The organism is Sphingomonas aerophila (assembly GCF_014199305.1).
Taxonomy (GTDB): Bacteria; Pseudomonadota; Alphaproteobacteria; order Sphingomonadales; family Sphingomonadaceae; genus Sphingomonas; species Sphingomonas aerophila.
Map to the genome: position 1 here is coordinate 177181 of NZ_JACIJK010000003.1, position 15854 is coordinate 193034.

General features: G+C 65.1%; 12 protein-coding genes. 4 read left to right on the top strand and 8 right to left on the bottom strand.

What is annotated here, in order from left to right; genetic code table 11:
- Position 1 precedes the first annotated feature (1 nt).
- Both FHS94_RS05740 and FHS94_RS05745 read right to left on the bottom strand, forming a co-directional pair.
- The gene (locus FHS94_RS05740; RefSeq protein WP_184055598.1) at positions 2–1276 is read right to left on the bottom strand and encodes a serine-rich family protein; all 1275 of its coding nucleotides are present in this window, start codon (positions 1274–1276) and stop codon (positions 2–4) included.
- Positions 1277–1428: 152 nt separating this feature from the next.
- Positions 1429–2574, bottom strand: coding sequence for a helix-turn-helix transcriptional regulator (locus FHS94_RS05745; protein WP_184055600.1), 1146 nt, complete (start codon positions 2572–2574; stop codon positions 1429–1431).
- Between the two features lie 244 nt (positions 2575–2818).
- Here FHS94_RS05745 and FHS94_RS05750 point away from each other — a divergent pair, with 244 nt between their 5' ends.
- From FHS94_RS05750 to FHS94_RS05765, 4 genes are all read left to right on the top strand, one after another.
- Positions 2819–3547 carry a Crp/Fnr family transcriptional regulator gene (locus FHS94_RS05750; protein ID WP_184055602.1) on the top strand — a complete coding sequence of 243 codons (729 nt, stop codon included), beginning with the start codon at positions 2819–2821 and terminating at the stop codon, positions 3545–3547.
- Positions 3548–3585: 38 nt separating this feature from the next.
- Positions 3586–3933: a hypothetical protein gene (locus FHS94_RS05755; protein ID WP_184055603.1), complete on the top strand. Its 348-nt coding sequence runs from the start codon at positions 3586–3588 to the stop codon at positions 3931–3933.
- 100 nt (positions 3934–4033) lie between these two features.
- Positions 4034–4249 carry a response regulator transcription factor gene (locus FHS94_RS05760; protein ID WP_184055605.1) on the top strand — a complete coding sequence of 72 codons (216 nt, stop codon included), beginning with the start codon at positions 4034–4036 and terminating at the stop codon, positions 4247–4249.
- Positions 4250–4583: 334 nt separating this feature from the next.
- Complete coding sequence (locus FHS94_RS05765; RefSeq protein WP_184055607.1) at positions 4584–5366, top strand: phytanoyl-CoA dioxygenase family protein; 783 nt, start codon at positions 4584–4586, stop codon at positions 5364–5366.
- An 85-nt stretch (positions 5367–5451) separates the two neighbouring features.
- Here the strand turns inward: FHS94_RS05765 and FHS94_RS05770 are convergent, their stop codons facing one another.
- From FHS94_RS05770 to FHS94_RS05795, 6 genes are all read right to left on the bottom strand, one after another.
- The gene (locus tag FHS94_RS05770) at positions 5452–7986 is read right to left on the bottom strand and encodes a glycoside hydrolase family 3 protein (RefSeq protein WP_343055181.1); all 2535 of its coding nucleotides are present in this window, start codon (positions 7984–7986) and stop codon (positions 5452–5454) included.
- A 50-nt stretch (positions 7987–8036) separates the two neighbouring features.
- Positions 8037–9731 carry a GH39 family glycosyl hydrolase gene (locus tag FHS94_RS05775; protein ID WP_184055609.1) on the bottom strand — a complete coding sequence of 565 codons (1695 nt, stop codon included), beginning with the start codon at positions 9729–9731 and terminating at the stop codon, positions 8037–8039.
- Complete coding sequence (locus FHS94_RS05780) at positions 9728–12064, bottom strand: glycoside hydrolase family 127 protein (RefSeq protein ID WP_184055611.1); 2337 nt, start codon at positions 12062–12064, stop codon at positions 9728–9730. The genes FHS94_RS05775 and FHS94_RS05780 overlap by 4 nt, the downstream gene beginning before the upstream one ends.
- A complete protein-coding gene (locus FHS94_RS05785; RefSeq protein ID WP_184055613.1) occupies positions 12061–13647 on the bottom strand; it encodes a family 43 glycosylhydrolase in 1587 nt (528 codons plus the stop codon). Before FHS94_RS05785 ends, FHS94_RS05780 begins: the two co-directional genes overlap by 4 nt.
- Positions 13648–13749: 102 nt before the next feature.
- On the bottom strand, positions 13750–14988 hold the full coding sequence (locus FHS94_RS05790) for an arsenic transporter (RefSeq protein ID WP_343055182.1): 1239 nt from the start codon (positions 14986–14988) through the stop codon (positions 13750–13752).
- A gap of 204 nt (positions 14989–15192) precedes the next feature.
- Positions 15193–15780 carry a hypothetical protein gene (locus FHS94_RS05795; RefSeq protein ID WP_184055615.1) on the bottom strand — a complete coding sequence of 196 codons (588 nt, stop codon included), beginning with the start codon at positions 15778–15780 and terminating at the stop codon, positions 15193–15195.
- Positions 15781–15854: the final 74 nt, after the last annotated feature.

The following is a 15854-nucleotide window of genomic DNA, read 5'->3' on the forward strand; positions in this document are numbered from 1 at the left end:
GTTAACGAATGGTCAGTGTCCCGACACTGGCGGAGACGTTGACATTCGCATTCTGGTTCACGCCAGGCGCGGTGCTCTGGTTCTGGGCCTGGATGCCGGCAAAGTACTGGTAAGCGCCGGCACCGCTGTTAATCGCGCCGCTGGACGAGCGGTCCGATCCTTCGCCCCGGCCATAGCTGACCTCGATTCCCGACACCGTGCCCGACAGGCTGGCGCTGGAAATCTGGGCAGTGTCGCCGAACACACCGTGGATCCCGCCCGGGCCGGTGGTCGAGTTGTCACTGGCGTCATTCGAGTAGGTGATCGTGCCGCCATTATTCGCCGCGATGGTTCCGCTCGCGGAGCTGCGATCCGATTGATCACGGCTGTCCGTATTGTTCGAATCGTTCGTATTGTTCGAGTAGTTGGTGGAGTTGTCCGACTGGTCACGGCTGTCGGGATTGTAGGACCCGTTCGCGTTGTACGAGTCGTTGGTCGAGTTGTTCGACTGATCCCGGTTGTCCGATTGGTCGCGACTGTCGGCGTTGTACGACCCGGTCGCGTTGTACGAGTCGTTGGTCGAGCTGTTCGACTGGTCGCGGCTGTCGGCGTTGTACGACCCGGTCGCATTATACGATCCGCTGGTCGACCGGTCGGAGCTGTCGTTGTTCGAGTCGTTCGTCGAAGAGTTCGACGAGGTGCCCCCGTTATTGGCAGCGTAAGGGCCGTCAGCCGTGCTGTTGTTGGAGTTGTCGGTCGTGGTGCTGCCGTTGTTGGCGGCATAGGCGCCGTTGGCCGAGCTCCTGTTGGACGCATCGGTGGTGGTGGTGGTCGTCGTGATCGGATTGTTTGAATCGTTTGTCGACGAGTTGGTCGAGGTGCCGCCATTGTTGGAGGCGTATGCCCCGTCAGCGGTGCTGTTGTTCGAGTTGTCCGTCGTGGTCACGGGATTGTTCGAACCGTTGGTCGACGAGTTGGTCGAGGTGCCGCCGTTGTTCGAAGCATAAGTCCCGTCAGCGGAGCTGCGATTCGACCCATCCGTATTCGTCGTGGTCGTTGTCCGGGTATCCGTCGAATTGTCCGAACTGTCGTTCTGACTGTTGGTCAGCGAGTTGTCCGTTGGCGTGCTGGTGTTCGTCGTCGTGTTGTTGGCATTGTTGGTGTTTGCGCTGTCAGTCCAAGCATTGCTGCCATTGTTGGCTTGGCCCGCCGAGCTTGAGTCCTGGGCGTGCGCCACTGAGGGCAGAACCATGCACAACGCCAGAGCGCTGGCTGCAGTGTACAGCTTAGTCTTCATCAGAACATCCTCCTGTTAATCTCACTATCAATGTCGGGAGTCGCCCGTTGCTGGCGGATCTTGCCCGAGCTTAGCTGTGAGACCTTGATTGGATTTGATGTACCCCCAGCTTCGCGCAAGCTGTTCCCCCAAGATCTTGGTAATCACTCCCCCTATTTGGGGGCGAGGTGCAGAACGCTGGTTTTGGGGGAAAAAGGGCGGCTGCGCACGGCCGACGTCAGCAGCATCCGGACGAGGTCCACCTGCCGACGGACGTTGAGTTTGGCGAATATCTGCTTCAGGTAACTACGTGCCGTTTGTTCCTTGATCCGCAGCGCCTTGGACGCGTCGCCCAGCGAGGCTCCACGCACAAGATGGCAGGCCAGGCGTGTCTCAACTGGAGATAAGCCGTAAAGGCGGCACAGGGGCTGAACCAGGCGGTCGGGATCGTAAGCCGGATCGATCAGGATCAGCATGGCCGCACAGTCGCCGGGCAGCTCAGCCCGTGAGTCCAGCGGTACGGCGGCGCAGATCAGCCGGTGCTCCTGTGCGCCAAGCTTCAGCAGTGATCCGCCATCCGATGGCCCGATCTCGGCCATGGATCTGTCGCTGGCGGCGATGGCGGACGCCAGGGATGATTGCAGCATCATGTTTTCGGCAAGCTTTGCCGCGACCAGTACGCCACCGCGCCGGCGCACCGCATGGCCGGCGTCCAGCATCTTGTCCGCCGCATCGTTGACGAAGCAGGCATGTCCCGCGCGCGTGACCAGGACCACGCCGAAATCGAGCAGGTTCAGAGCGGCCTCGGTTGCCAAGGTGCGCCCGCGCCAATGTCGCTCACCCTGCCAGCAGCGGAAATAGCCGTCGAGCAGGGGCCAGCAGTCGTGCAACGCCGCCCTGATACCCCGCCGCTGTGGCATGGCGCCGTTGAAGGTCATGGATAACATGATGCGGCTGGATGAAGCCCTGCTGACAAAGGGCAGCACCAGAACATCGCCCGCCTGGGTCCAGCACGCAGTATGCTGCGCGGCATGGCCGACGGTGTGATCATCCGAGGGGGCCGCCGCGGCCGCCGCTTCCAGCAGCGCATCCAGGCCTGCCACGGAAAGCGGAACGCCCAGCGACGACAGGATCGTGGGCCGTGCGCCGGTATCGGGGTGAAATGTGAGAAGTGCCGAACACGCACCCAGTTCGGCCATCAGGGCAAGAATGGTGGAATGGGCAGGCGACAGATCGCTTTGGCCCATGATGGAAGCCGAGCATGCCGCATGAGCGCGCCACCCGTCGTTCCGGCCCAGATCCTGTCCGAGGTCCAGCAAATGTCTCTCCTTACCGGGGCGTCATGCGCCATGCCGGCCAGCGCCTTGTCCTCCAGTAACTGCCTGTCGCAAACTCGGTATTATCGGGTCGTAGTTCTCTGCGCGGCTTGATCCGAAACCGTTACGGCTGTCCTGGGCAAAGCATCGGGGCAGACCGGAAACTCCCACCCGCTTTGACCTAGGTTGCTAACACCCTCTGAATTCCTAGCCTGTTGGGGGTAAGGGCGACGGAAGGACGAGCAGGATGGGGTCTGTACTGACCCGCTACTTCGAACGTCTCGCCGATCTTGACAGCAGTGATCGTGCGGCGCTGGACAGCCTTGCCCTGTTTCCACACCGTCATCTTCGCGCGCGTGAGGACTCGTTTCGGGAGGGTGACCCTTGCTCGTCCGTATCGGTGCTGATCTCCGGCTGGGCCTGCCTGTCAAAGATGACGGAGCGTGGCGACCGCCAGATCATCTCCTTCGTGCTGCCTGGAGAGCCGTGCGATTGCGAAGACTATCTTCTGGGGGTCCACGGCGTCACCTTGCAGGCGATCACCGACATCGAGCAGTTGTCCATCCCGGCGGAACGGCTGGAACTGGCTTTCGAGGACCGGCCAAAGCTTCTTCTCGCGTTCCGCCGGGCAGGGGCGATACGACTGGCCTCGGTTGAAGACCGCATGTTGACGGTCGGAAGAAGGCCGGCAAGCGCTCGGCTCGGGCTGCTGTTCCTGGATATCATGGCGCGCGCAAAGCGAGCGGGTATCGGAACGGACGACGGATGCGAGTTCCCGGTGACGCAGCTCGACCTGGCCGACGCTTGCGGGCTAACGTCCGTTCACGTGAACCGGACATTGAAGACGATGCGCAAGGCCGGGATTATCGACCTTCGCTACCGGCACCTTAGCATCCTGAAGGCGGATGAACTGCGAGCCTTGGTAGCGTTCTCACCATCGCCAGTAGACCTTGTGATCGAAACTAACTTGAACTAGTGTTCAACACAGTTCAGCAGTAATTTGGAACGCGTGACTTGCTCGGCTTCTATGGCAAGGGCGGTATCGTCGCCGCAAACTCGGGTTGGGCGTACCTGATACTGACCCAGTCGATCCTTGGACTCGTGGGCATCTGGCTCGCGCTGACTGTCACTGGCCGAACCAATCCGGAAGCACGCCACATGATCGGCGGCGTCGCGCTGTTCATCGCGACCTGCCTCCCGATCACCTATTCGCTATTCTCGATCAAGACCGCCGGCATGCTCTGGGCCGTCTACGGTATTGCGATCGCACGCCAAAACCTGACAAAGTCGGCTCCAAGTAAAAACGGCAAGCTTGTTGCCTTAACCGAGACTCAACTATGTTCTTACCTTGAATTGCCATGAATCATGCTGCGTTCAACATACGTTACAGTCAGAGTGGTTTCACAATGGTAGAAGTCGGGCGTCGAATACGCCTGGTAAATCGACAACGGGAGGACGGGCTATGAACTCGTTGGAGGAAGTCGAGCCGCAGTTGACGGATCGAGAGCTTCGTATTCTGAGCTTGGTGGCGAGGGGGTACTCAGCCAAGCAAGCAGCACTGGAGCTCGGCATCGCGCCGCGGACAGTTGAAAAGCATATCGACCATGTGCGTCTGAAAATTCGGGCCAAGAACCGCACCCACATGGTAGCGCAGGCGATTGCGCGTCAGCTGATCTGACGCGCTACCAGAGCGAGGGCTGGCCGAAGTGTCGGCCCGGCGCTTCACGGACTTTCTCGACTGTTACCGCAAACATCAAGCGGCCGTTTCATCTTTAGGCGGGAAAACCGTAACTTGGGCCAAGGCAGGGGCATCGTGGTATTCACGGCTTTGTCGTGAATCCCGATCGGGCCAAGTCAGTAGAGTGAAGCGGTGACTTGGCGGCCGGACCGTCACAATTGATCGTGACTTGTGTTGGTCCGTGCGCCGTAGCGCAAGTGGCCATGTACCCGAACATTGTCACGGAGGCGCGGTCATCGCGCGGCCGTGCTAATCGGGCTGGCGGGAGGCGTCGATGGTCGTGGAGGTCGGTGGCACGGACGCGATCAGTGTCGCGCAAAAGGCGTTGCAGGTCGAAGGCTTCGCAACGCTGGATCAGGCTTTCACGCCCGACTCGCTCCGGATCGTCGAACGATTGTTCGACGAGCTGGTGCACCAGGCGAAGCGCGTGGACGCGCGGTCAAGGGCTTCCAAGCTGATCTATGACATGCTGCCGGGCAACCAGCTTGGTGCTTCGTCCGGCGAGGAATGGGATCGACTGGAGATCCAGCATGCGGGCGCCCTGCAGCCTGTGCTGCTCGACACGGAGGTGTTTCGCCAGTGCGTTGGGCTAGCCAAACCCCTGGTGGGCGGTTCGTCCTACAGCTTCGACCATTTCATCTGTAAGTCGCCCTGCAACGCCGCCGAGACCCCGTGGCATCAGGACGCAGCTTTTATGCGTTTCGCGCCGTCGCGGATGGGCGCGCTGCATTTCTGGATCCCGTTTCAGGACGCGACGGTCGATAATGGGTGCATGCGCTTCGTACCGGGTAGCCATCGGATGCCGTTGTTGCCCCACCAGCCATTTTCGCGCGAAAAGGGCCCGCAAGGGTGGCGCTGTGACAGCGTCGACAACGATGACGCGATTCCATGTCGGTTCCGTTGGGCGGCGTGGCGATCCATACACCCTATACCTTGCACCAGGCTGGCCGGAACGCGACGGATCTGCCGCGAAAGGCGTGGATTATCCAGTTCAGCCGTTGGGGGCGTATCCAGCACGACGTCAGGCGTTATCTGCGCCGATTGCCGGGGCCGTTGAAGACGGCAACCCTGCAGCCGACGCTGGCCTGATCCTTGGGGGATCAGGCCAACGCCGCCCGTTACTTTGTACGGGTGAGCGCCTTTTACCCCGGGCAGTGATCGCCAGAGGCCGTCTCACGCAAGGCCGCACCCGACATTTCCAGGCCGAGCGGCTGGGCGCTGTCGATGCGGATCGCGTTCAGCTTGGTCAGGTCGGCGCCCTTCTGCGCGAAGCACCGTAGCGGCACGCGCAGCACCCGCCAGTCGGAGGGGCGGGCCAGCTCGCCGCCGATCGGCAGCGCGGTGCCGTCGACGGACAGCGACACGGGGCCACCTGCTGCACGGACCACTCGCAGCTCGAGCTCCAGCACCATGGCCCCATTGGCCTCGCGCGACAGGTCGACAGGCGCGGTGCGGTCCAGCGCCAGCCAGGCGCGGCTTGCCCCCGACCAGGTTGCGGCCCAGGCATCCTCCTGCCGGCGACGGTCGACGCGGCGAAGGGTCAGAGCCTCGCTGCCATAGGTCGCGACCCGCGAACCAACCGCTGCGATGTGTGGCGACTGTGCATCGCCGATGGTCAGGCGAAAGCCGTTTGTGCCGGTGCCGTCCTTCAGGAACACGCCGGGCGCCGCCGTGTCGGCCGCTACCGCCGCTTCGACCAGGGTGCCGACGCGGGCAGGGCGCGCGTAGCTCAGCCCATAGCCAAAGGCGAACTGCGGGTCATAGTTCGCCTGTCCCTTGTTCAGCGGCGTCTGGTCAGGCCGCCGCGGCCAGGAGAAGGACAGAGTGCCCGTGAAATCACGCGCGGGTGAGCCGCCCGGCCTGGCGATCAGCACGTCCGCGACTCCGGCGCCCTCTGACCCCGGCAGCCAGGCGGCCACGAAGGCGTCTGCCGCGTTGATCTGCGGGTTGAGGTAGAGGGGGCGCCCGGACAGCAGCACGGCAGCCGTCGGCACGCCCGCAGCGCGCAACTGGCGCAGCATGGCAAGGGTTTCCGCATTCTCGCTGTGCAGCGCGACATCGGCCTGATCGCCCTGGAACTCGGCATACGGATTTTCACCGAACACCACGATCGCTCCGTCGGGTTTTGGCCCGGTAAACCGACCGTCGGGGCTGAGCACGGCGGTGCCACCGCCTGCTTCCACCGCTGCCCTGATTCCGCCCCAGATGGACGTCGCGCCGGGGAAGTCTGTGTTGCTGTTGTCGTTACCCTGCCACGACAAAGTCCAGCCGCCAGTCTGCTTGGTGATGCTGTCCGCGCCCGCGCCTGCAACCATGATGCGGTGGCCGCGCGGGTCGATCGGCAGTACCCGCGTGTCGTTCTTCAGCAGTACGAGCGATTTCGCCACCGCTTCGCGCGCGACCGCGCGGTGGGCGGGCGCGCCGAGCAGCGCTTCGTTGCCCGCGTGGGGGCGGGAGGATGGGAGGCCGTGGTCGAACACGCCCGCGCGCATCTTGACCCGCAGCACGCGACGAACCGCATCGTCCAGGCGGGCCATTGGAATGGTGCCGTCCTTCACCTCGCGAACCATGCTGGCGTAGAGCGCCTTCCAGTCTTCGGGCACGTTGAACACGTCTACGCCCGCGTTGAAGGCGGCCGGGCAGTCGCCCTTGGCACAGCCCGGCACCTGGCCGTGCGCGTTCCAGTCGCCGATCACGAGGCCGTCGAAGCCGATCCTGTCCTTCAGCACGTCGGTCAGCAGGCCCCGGCTCGCATGGAGCTTTTGACCCTGCCATGACGAAAAGCTCGCCATCACCGACTGAACTCCGCCGTTCACCGCGGCCGGGTAGCCAGCGCCGTGCACGTCGCGCAGCACCTCTTCGCTGGCGCGATTGTCGCCCTGGTCGCGGCCCCCATCCGTGCCGCCGTCACCCAGGAAGTGCTTGGCGGTCGAGATTACATGGTCCTTGTCCAGGAACTGCGCGCCCGTGCCCTGAAGCCCTTCCACCATCGCCGTGGCATATTGGGCGACGATCGACGGGTCCTCCGAATAGCTCTCATAGGTGCGGCCCCAGCGGTCGTCCTGCACGACGGCGAGCGTTGGCGCGAAGCTCCAGTCCATGCCGAGGACGCGCACTTCAACGGCGGTTGCCGCGCCGATGCGGCGGACGAGGTCCGCGTCACGCGCGGCACCAAGGCCGATATTGTGCGGGAATAACGTCGCGCGAAACACGTTGTTGTGGCCGTGCACCGCGTCCGATGCCCACATTATCGGAATACGGACGCCCTTGTTCGCCGGGTCCACCGACGCCTTCCAATAGCCGTCGATCTTGGCCAGCCATGCCGACACGGGCGCATGCTTGTCGCCGTTCGGCACGGAGCCGCCGCCATTCTCGATCGAGCCGATGTGATAGGTGCGGACGTCGTCAGGCGTGATCGACTTCATCTCGGGCTGCAGCGTCTGGCCGACCTTCTCCTCCACACTCATGCGCGAGAGCAGGGCGGTGATCCGCGCCTCCGTCTTGGGATCGCGGCGGACGGGGCTGTGCGCGACAGGCCAGCGGTCGGGATGCACGACCGGTGCCGGCAGGGTTGGTTGTGGAGGAATGGCCTGACCCGGGCTGTTCTGGGCGGCTACTGCCTGCCCCAGCACCAGGGGCGAGCAGGCAAGGGCTAGGAGACGGGCGCGGCGAAGCACGGGCAGGCGGATCCTCTCGACAATGATTGCCCGCTAGCGTGGCGGGCGCGTCACCGCTTGGGAAGCGCTTTCTGCGTCGCGACTCCGGGCGTCAGTTCAATCAACGTCACGCCCGATCGCGGCGCCGTCAGGTGCAAGGTGGCCTGGCCAGCTTTGACGCCGGCCCGCACCGTCTCCGCAACCAGGTGCGATGCCTCGATCAACCGCGCGCGCTGTTCGGTCGTCGGGGCCTGGGGCGATCCCATTGCCAGCCATGCAGCATAGCTGTTGGCGTGGGTTCGATCGACCCGCCAGCGGGTGACGTTCGCGCCCGAACCGAAGCGACTTCCCAGGCCACTGATCGTCAGGCGCACATCGGCATCGGCGCCGGGTAGATCGTCGTCGTGATAGTGCCACACCAGCACCGTCACCTTTTCGCCGTCACGCGCGGCAATAACGCCAATGTCGGGCGCGTTGCGCACCCCCGCGATCATCACCTCGGCCAATCGCCGCTGGTGGTCGGACGAGGCGGGCAGGGTGCGGCCCCCTATCCTCGCGAACAGCTTGAAGACGTTTATGACGGGGAGATCGATACCCGCAGAGGTTAACTGGCGGAACCCGGCAAAGATCGGCTGGTCTTCATATTCGAATGCCCAACTTAGCACGCCTTCCAGCTTCAATCCCCGCGCATCGGCCAAGGCTTGCAACCGCGGAAACACCGCGGCGGTGTAGCTCGAATACATGGTGCCGTTGCGATAGGCGTTGGCGGGACCCTGGCATGCGGCGCAGCCCTCCGGATCGGACTCGCCGATCACGATCGGCTTGGTTCGGAACATCGGGTCGGCCGCGATCTGTGCAAACTCATGGTCCGCGGCCTTCAGGTGGGTGGCAATTCCCATGCGTACGTGACCGCCACCCGGAGTCTCGATGAACTGCGGCTGGCCCTTGGCGTGGAAGGACAGGAAGTCGGTGGGCGTGCCCGCCGCCTTAACATGCGCCAAGAAGGCGGACATGAAATCGTCGCCGGCGCCCGCAATGTCAGGGCCGCCGACCCGTGCCTCGGGCAAAGCGCGCCGGACGCCTCGGATGGCTGTATCGTGAAGGCGAAAGAACTCCTCGCGCGTGCCGCCCCAATAATATTGCGGCAGGTTGGGCTCGTTCCAGGTCTGGAAGTACCAGCTCGCCACCTCCGCACGGCCATACCGTTCGACACAATGGCGGACCCACTGGAACACCAGCTCTTCCCACTTGGCATAATCGCGCGGCGGAAAGGCCCAGCCGGTACGCAGGTCGCCGCTGCCGGGCCGCCAATCATGCTGGTAGGGCCGGGCGCGCGTGGAGAGAGCCTCGGGCATGAAGCCTATTTCAACGTAGGGCTTCACCCGCCGCTCGCGGTAAGTATCGAAGATGCGATCGACGATCGTCCAGTTGTACACCGGCCGCCCCGCCGCCTCCTCGATATAGGCGTTGGTGGAGCCCCATTTCAGCGCGGGCGTGCCGTCGCCGCTGGTGAGCAGGTTGTGGGCGCGAAAATATACCCGGTCGGGGGCAAGCTGGCCCAGCGTTGCCAGTGTCGTGCGCCCATCCTTCATGGTCGCGTAATTGGGCTCGTCCGCACCAAAGAAGCGCCACACGGGCTCCACCGGCTTTCCGGGCTGGCCGGCGTTGACGGTGATCGTCACCGAGATCGGCGCGTCGCCCTGCTGCGCGGGCGCACCTGCGGTGGCGAACAGGGCGGCAAGCGCGAGGGCGCGGCGCCAGGTCATGCGCGAACGGGCTTAGGGCCGGCTGGCTCCAGGCTACGCACGCCATAGATGACGGCGTCACCCTTGCGCGCGGTCAGCTTCACCGTCGACGTGGCCGCGGCCGTCGGGGGCAGGGCGTAGTCCACCACGACCCATTCCTCCGCCGAGGGCTGCTCTCGCCTTTCCGTCGCGACCAGCTTGCCGTCCACTTCAATCTCGACCGTTCGGCCCGTGTCGCGGCCCCAATAGGTAAGCTGGAGCAGGGCGGGACCGGGGCGCCGGGCAACGGTGAAGCGGACCGAACTGCCTTCCGGGATTGCACGATTGTGGCGGCCATAGAACTCGCCGGCCTTTCCGGTTGCGGCGACAAGCGCGTGGTCGACCTCCGGCTGTTGTTCGCCGATGTGGAAGATGTCGATCGTGCGCCTGACCAGGTCGGCGCGCTTCGCCTCCGCCGCCAGATAGGCGTCCTTGCCCGCCGCCCAGCTGCCGGGCGTGAAGGTGCGGAAGTACACGGCGGTGCGCCGGTCATACATGGGGAAAAACGGCCCAATCTCCCGCTCGTGCCCGAGCACGTCGGTGACGCGATAGCGGTGCGTTGCCCCCGCGACCGGCGTCAGGGCAGCCTCCGGTCTTCCTGACGCAAGCAGGGCCGGCGCGGGATCATCGAAGCGCTGCGTCGCAGAACCCAGGTCGGCGGCGAGCACCAGCGGGCCGCTCAGAAAGGCATGGGTCCCAGGTGCGCCGGCCAACGGCTCGGCACGCAAGGTCATCGGCAGGGTGACGGCGATCCGGTCCCCTGCTTTCCAGCGTCTCGCTATTTGCCAATAGCCGTTGCGCGGTTCTTGCCTGAACGGCTGCTCGTTGATCAGCAACGTAGCACCCTCCGCCCAAGCAGGGCGACGGATCGCGATCGCCTGTCCGGCCTTGGGCGCGCGCGCGACGGTCAGCTGAACCTGCCCGTCCTGCGGGTAACGCGTGTCGAGTTCGATCCGCGGGCCGCCCGGCACGTCCAGCGTCGACGGAATGAACAGGTTGAGGAACAACGTGTCCGGCCGCTGCCAATAGATCGAGTCAGCGTGCTTGGCATGACTTTCCATGCCGGACCCGACACAGCACCAGAAGCTGTCCTCGGGCTTTGAATAATCGCGCTTTGCGCCGGCCTCCATCGGCATGAAATAGACGAACTGGCCGGTATCGGGGCGCTGGTGCGCCATGATGTGGTTGAGCTGGGTGCGCTCATAATAGTCGAACCAGTCGCCCTGTGGTTGCCAGGCATAAAGATGGCGGGTGAGCTTGAGCATGTTGTAGCTGTTGCAGGCCTCACAGGTCGCCGTGGTCAGCTGTTCGCCCTGATGGTCGGGTTGCCCGAAATGCTCGCGCTCCGAATTGCCGCCGACCGCATAACTGTGGTGGTGCCGAACCGTGTCATGGAAGAACAAGGCCGCCTTGGCGTCCGCCGGGTTGCCGGCGACCTCATGCAGGCGGGCATGGCCGACGAGCTTGGGGATCTGCGTGTTGGCGTGGAGGCCGGCCAATTTGTCCTGCCCAGCCGCCAGCGGCTCGAACACGGCACGGTGGCGAAGCCGCCCTGCAAGGCCGTGCCAGCGCTGGTCCCCCGTGATCGCATACAGCTCGGCATAGGATTCCAGGATGCCGCCATGCTCCACGGAGAGCACCTGCTGCATCTGCGCCTCCGACAGCGCATCGAACACGCCGCCCATATAGCCCGCCAGGCCGGTCGCGATCGGCAGGGCGGCGCGCTTGCCGGCCAACTGGTTCGCGTCGATCAGCCCGGCAAGGACCTTGTGCTGGGCATAGATTGGAACCCAGCCGGCATTCAGCGTCCAGTCGGTGCGGATGTCGCCGCGACGGACCTCCTCGAAGATGACCTTGCCGGGCACCGTCTTGCCCCCGCGAGGCGCGGTGATGCCGCCGAGATAGCCGTCACCTTCAGTCGCCTGGATGCGCGCCATGGACGTAAGCGTCCGGTCCAGCGCTGCCGACAACGCCGCGTCGCCGGTATTGGCCACCATCAGCGATGCGGCCGACATCCAATGGCCAAGCGTGTGACCCGCAATCCCCTGCGCTTCCCAGCCCCCATACATCTCGCCCCGTGGCGGCAGGCCGGCGGAGGTGTAGAAGTTGTGCAGCAGCCGTTCGGGGTCGAGCGACAAGAGGTATCGGCGATTGGCGGCCATCGCGTCGGCAAAGATCGACGGCTTGAGCGTGACATAGCGTGCCGGCACCGGCTCAGCCCGGCCCGTGGCCTGAGCGGCGAACGCAGGTCCAAATGCGGGCATCAGCGCCAGGGTGCTGGCGGAACCGAGAAAGCGGCGGCGGGTGACGATCATGGCTTGGCGTCCGGTACGATCACGTCCGCTGGCAGGGCGGACAGGGTGAAGCTGTCGATGTCTAGGTGCCCGCCGCTCGCGCCGGGATTGTAGCAAGACAGCGCGAACTGTTGGCCCTGGAAGGTGCCGGTGCGCCAGTCGAACCGCAGCGGAAAGGCGCCGCCCACCGCCGCCCAGCGCGCGCCGTCGCTGCTATAGGCGACCTGTCCGGTGGATCTCCCAAAATCGGTATCGACGCGCAGCCACAACTGCCTGCCCGTGAACGGGATCGCAGGGACGCGCGTTTCGGTCTTTGGTCCCGCCTCGGTCGAGTCCGTCACCTTCATGGTCAGGCTTCGCGAGCCATTGCCCCCGACGATCGACAATTGCGCGCTGATCTTGCCAAAGGTGCCAAAGCCGCAGACATCGCCGGGGCGGATGCCGGCCAGGTCCAGCTTCACGGTCGCGCGCCCGCGCGGGCCCTGAGTCTTCTGCGTCAGCGTGTTGCGCGCGCTCCACAGATCGGCGGCTCTGGTCGCATGCAGGCGCAGGAACCCGGGCCGCTGGGTCAGGGACCAGCGTGTATCGTCAGGGTTATGGTTCCACTGCCATTGCGGCCCGAGCTTTGCGCTGGCGAAATCGTCGGAGCTGGGCGGTTCGGCGAAGGGCTGGCCGGAGATCGGCTTTGGTGCGCGGTCGGGGACGCGGTTCGGCGCGTCCGGCGTGCCCCATATCGGCCAGTCGTCCTTCCAGAACACCGGACTGATGTTGGTCATGCGCCCGATCGCGCCGGCGTCCACCATGACGAACCCATACCAGCCGCCATCAGGCAGATCGACCAGTGCACCCTGGTGCCCGCCGCTCTTGTCGTCGATCTGCGGCCGGGTTTCCCACGGCCCGCGCAGCGTGCGCGCCCGCGAGACGGTCATCCCCAGCCGGTTCGGGATGGCGTTGAACAGGTAATACCAGCCGGCGCGTTTAATCAATTTGGAGCCTTCGGCGCCCTTGTGGAAGTGGATAACCCGCGAACTCGCGACCGCGGAATAGTCCTTGTTCAGCGTCAGCAGCGTGATCGTGCCGTCCGATCCGATCGATGTCGCAATGTAGCCGGTGCCGTCATCGTCGAAGAACAGCCCTGGGTCGAACGCCTGCAGGTCGAGCTCCGTAAAGGTCCATGGGCCATTGATGCTGGTGGCGGAGTACAGGCGCGTGTTCATGCCGACGGGAGTGACGGCAAGGAAGAACCGCCCGCCATGGTGGCGCAGGCTCGCGGCAAAGAACCCCTGCCGGTACACGCCGCCATCCCGAAGGTCGAAGCGCCTGTCGCCGTCCAGCCGGGGAAGCACGTGGCCTGAGATCCGCCAGTTCACCAGGTCACGCGAATGCAGGATGGTGATGCCGGGCACGTTGGCAAAGGTCGTGCTGGCGAAATAGAAATCCTGCCCGACGCGGATGATGTCCGGGTCGGGATAGTCGGCGAACAGCACCGGGTTGCGATAGGTGCCGTCGCCCTGGTCGGCGCGCCAGACCTGTGCGTCGGCTGCTCCTGCCAGCGCAAGCAGCCCCGCGGCGATCGCGCCGATACTCTTCTCTCCGCACAGCACGTCTTGAACGACGCCCCTATTAGTCTGAGTTATCGCTCTTGTGCGCTCTCCGTCGCAGCAGGGCAATACCGACTTGGGTCCAGCGCGCGGCTCTGTCCCACATCACCCGATCAGCAGCCTTGTTCCCAGCGCGGCGGCGAGCGCCAGCGGCATGGCGATGATGCCCACCCGCAGGAAGCCGAGGAAGCTCACATCCTCTCCCTCGCGCCGGATCGCCTGAAGCCACAAAATGGTCGCGAGCGATCCGGTGACGGACAGGTTGGGGCCAAGATCCACGCCGATCAGCAGGGCATCCGTCAGCAGACGCGTGGGTTGCGCCTGGGAGAGCGCCGTGCCCGCGAGCAGTCCTGCGGGCAGGTTGTTGATCGCGTTGCACAGGAATGCGAGCGCCGTTCCCGCCGCCGCGGCCCCACCAGGGTCGCGTCCTGCTTGCCGCAACCAGAGGGCGACCTGTGCGATCGCGCCCGTACTGTTCAGCGCGTCAACCAGGACGAACAGCCCAGCCACCAGCGGCAGCACGCCCCAGGAGACATGGCGGACGAGCGCCAGCGGCGATTGTCGACGCAGCAAACTGACGCCCAGCGCCGTCGCAACCCCGGCAACGGCGGTCGGCAGGCCGAGCGGTTCATCAAGCGCAGAGATCACGATCAGTAACGCCGCCGTCAGCAGCACGCCCGCAAGCGACAGCCGCCCACCCGCGCTTAGCGGTTCGCGCGCGATCCCGGCCGCACATGCGCCCGCCAACCGGCGGCGCTCGACGACGCGCAGTACGCCATAGGTGACCACGATCGCCGCGACGGAGGGTAGGGCGAACGAGCGAACCCAGCCGCCAAGCGGCGGCATGTGCCCGCCATACAGGACAAGGTTGGCGGGGTTGGAGATCGGCAACACAAAGCTCGCCGCGTTGGCGACCATGGCACAGGCGAAAAGCATGGGCAGCGGATCGGCCCTGGCTTTGCGCGCTGCGGCGAATACGGCGGGGGTGAGCACCACGGCGGTCGCGTCGTTGGACATCAGCGCCGTCACCAACGTGCCGGTGGCATAGATCAGCAGGAACAGGCGCGCGGTTGAACCCCGGGCGTGGTTGACCGCCAGGGTAGCCGCCCAGTCGAACACGCCATGTGCCCGCGCCACCTCGCTGAGCAGCATGATGCCGGTCAGGAACAGGTACACGTCCAGCCCCTTTGCGACCGCCCGGCCCGCATCGGTCGGGGCAATCAGGTCGAACAGGAGCAGCAATATGGCACCGCCAATTGCCCAAACCCATTCGGGCGAACGCATGGGCCGGGTGATGACGCCTGCGGTGGCCAACCCCGCGATCAGCCAGGTCGCAGCGATCACGAGCGGGAGCGGCCCAGGGATAGAGCCGCCCAGCGCGCATCAGGAACCCCCAGGATACAAAATCCTGCTGCCCGCATCCACCTGGGGTTCACCATGCATTGGGCCTGTCGCAGCATCCCAAGGCTGTGCAACGCCGCCCCAATCGCGTCCAGCCCGCGATCATTCAAAGTGGGGAAGCGGCATCACTGCCGCTCCCCCCTTTAATCAACGCTGTTGCGGCGCGGTCGCGGGAGGCGGTGGAGCGTCGCTGTTGACGGGCGGTGTCGGGGCGCCCCCCGCCTTGTCGCCCGCGCCGACCGGCGGTGGCGGCGGGGCCGAGTCCATTCCGGCGTGCGGAGGCGGCGGAGGAGCGCCGGGGCCGCCGGGTGGATGAGGGGGTGGACCGCCATTGCCGTGCGGCGGCGGTGCGCCGACTTCCTGGATGTCGCCGGCTTGGTCCACTAAAAAGCGGGCCCTCAATTGGCCATCGTCGAAGCGACCCTGGACCAGCACCGGCGCGCCTGCCGCCACCGTAACGCCGTGCCGGCCGGTATCGACCAGCATGCGCCCGGTGCCGTCTTCGACCAGAAAGCGGTTTCCGTACACGGCCGTCACGCGGCCGCGAACGTTCACGATGCCGCTGCTGGACGACAGCCTGGACACGGCAGTCGGAACAGTGGGTGCCATTTCAATGTTGGGCCGGGTCAGCGCCACCGCGCTTGCCCCGCCCGCCGCGCCGATGGCGAGCAACGCTGCCGCCCCGATGCCGACACGCTGCCGACCGGACAAGCGGATGATGTTGTGAAAGGCCATGAGCGTTCTCCTCGATAGTGATCGCGCCCTTTTACCGACGCCCACGCCATCCAGGCTGAACCGGTCCGTTCAGT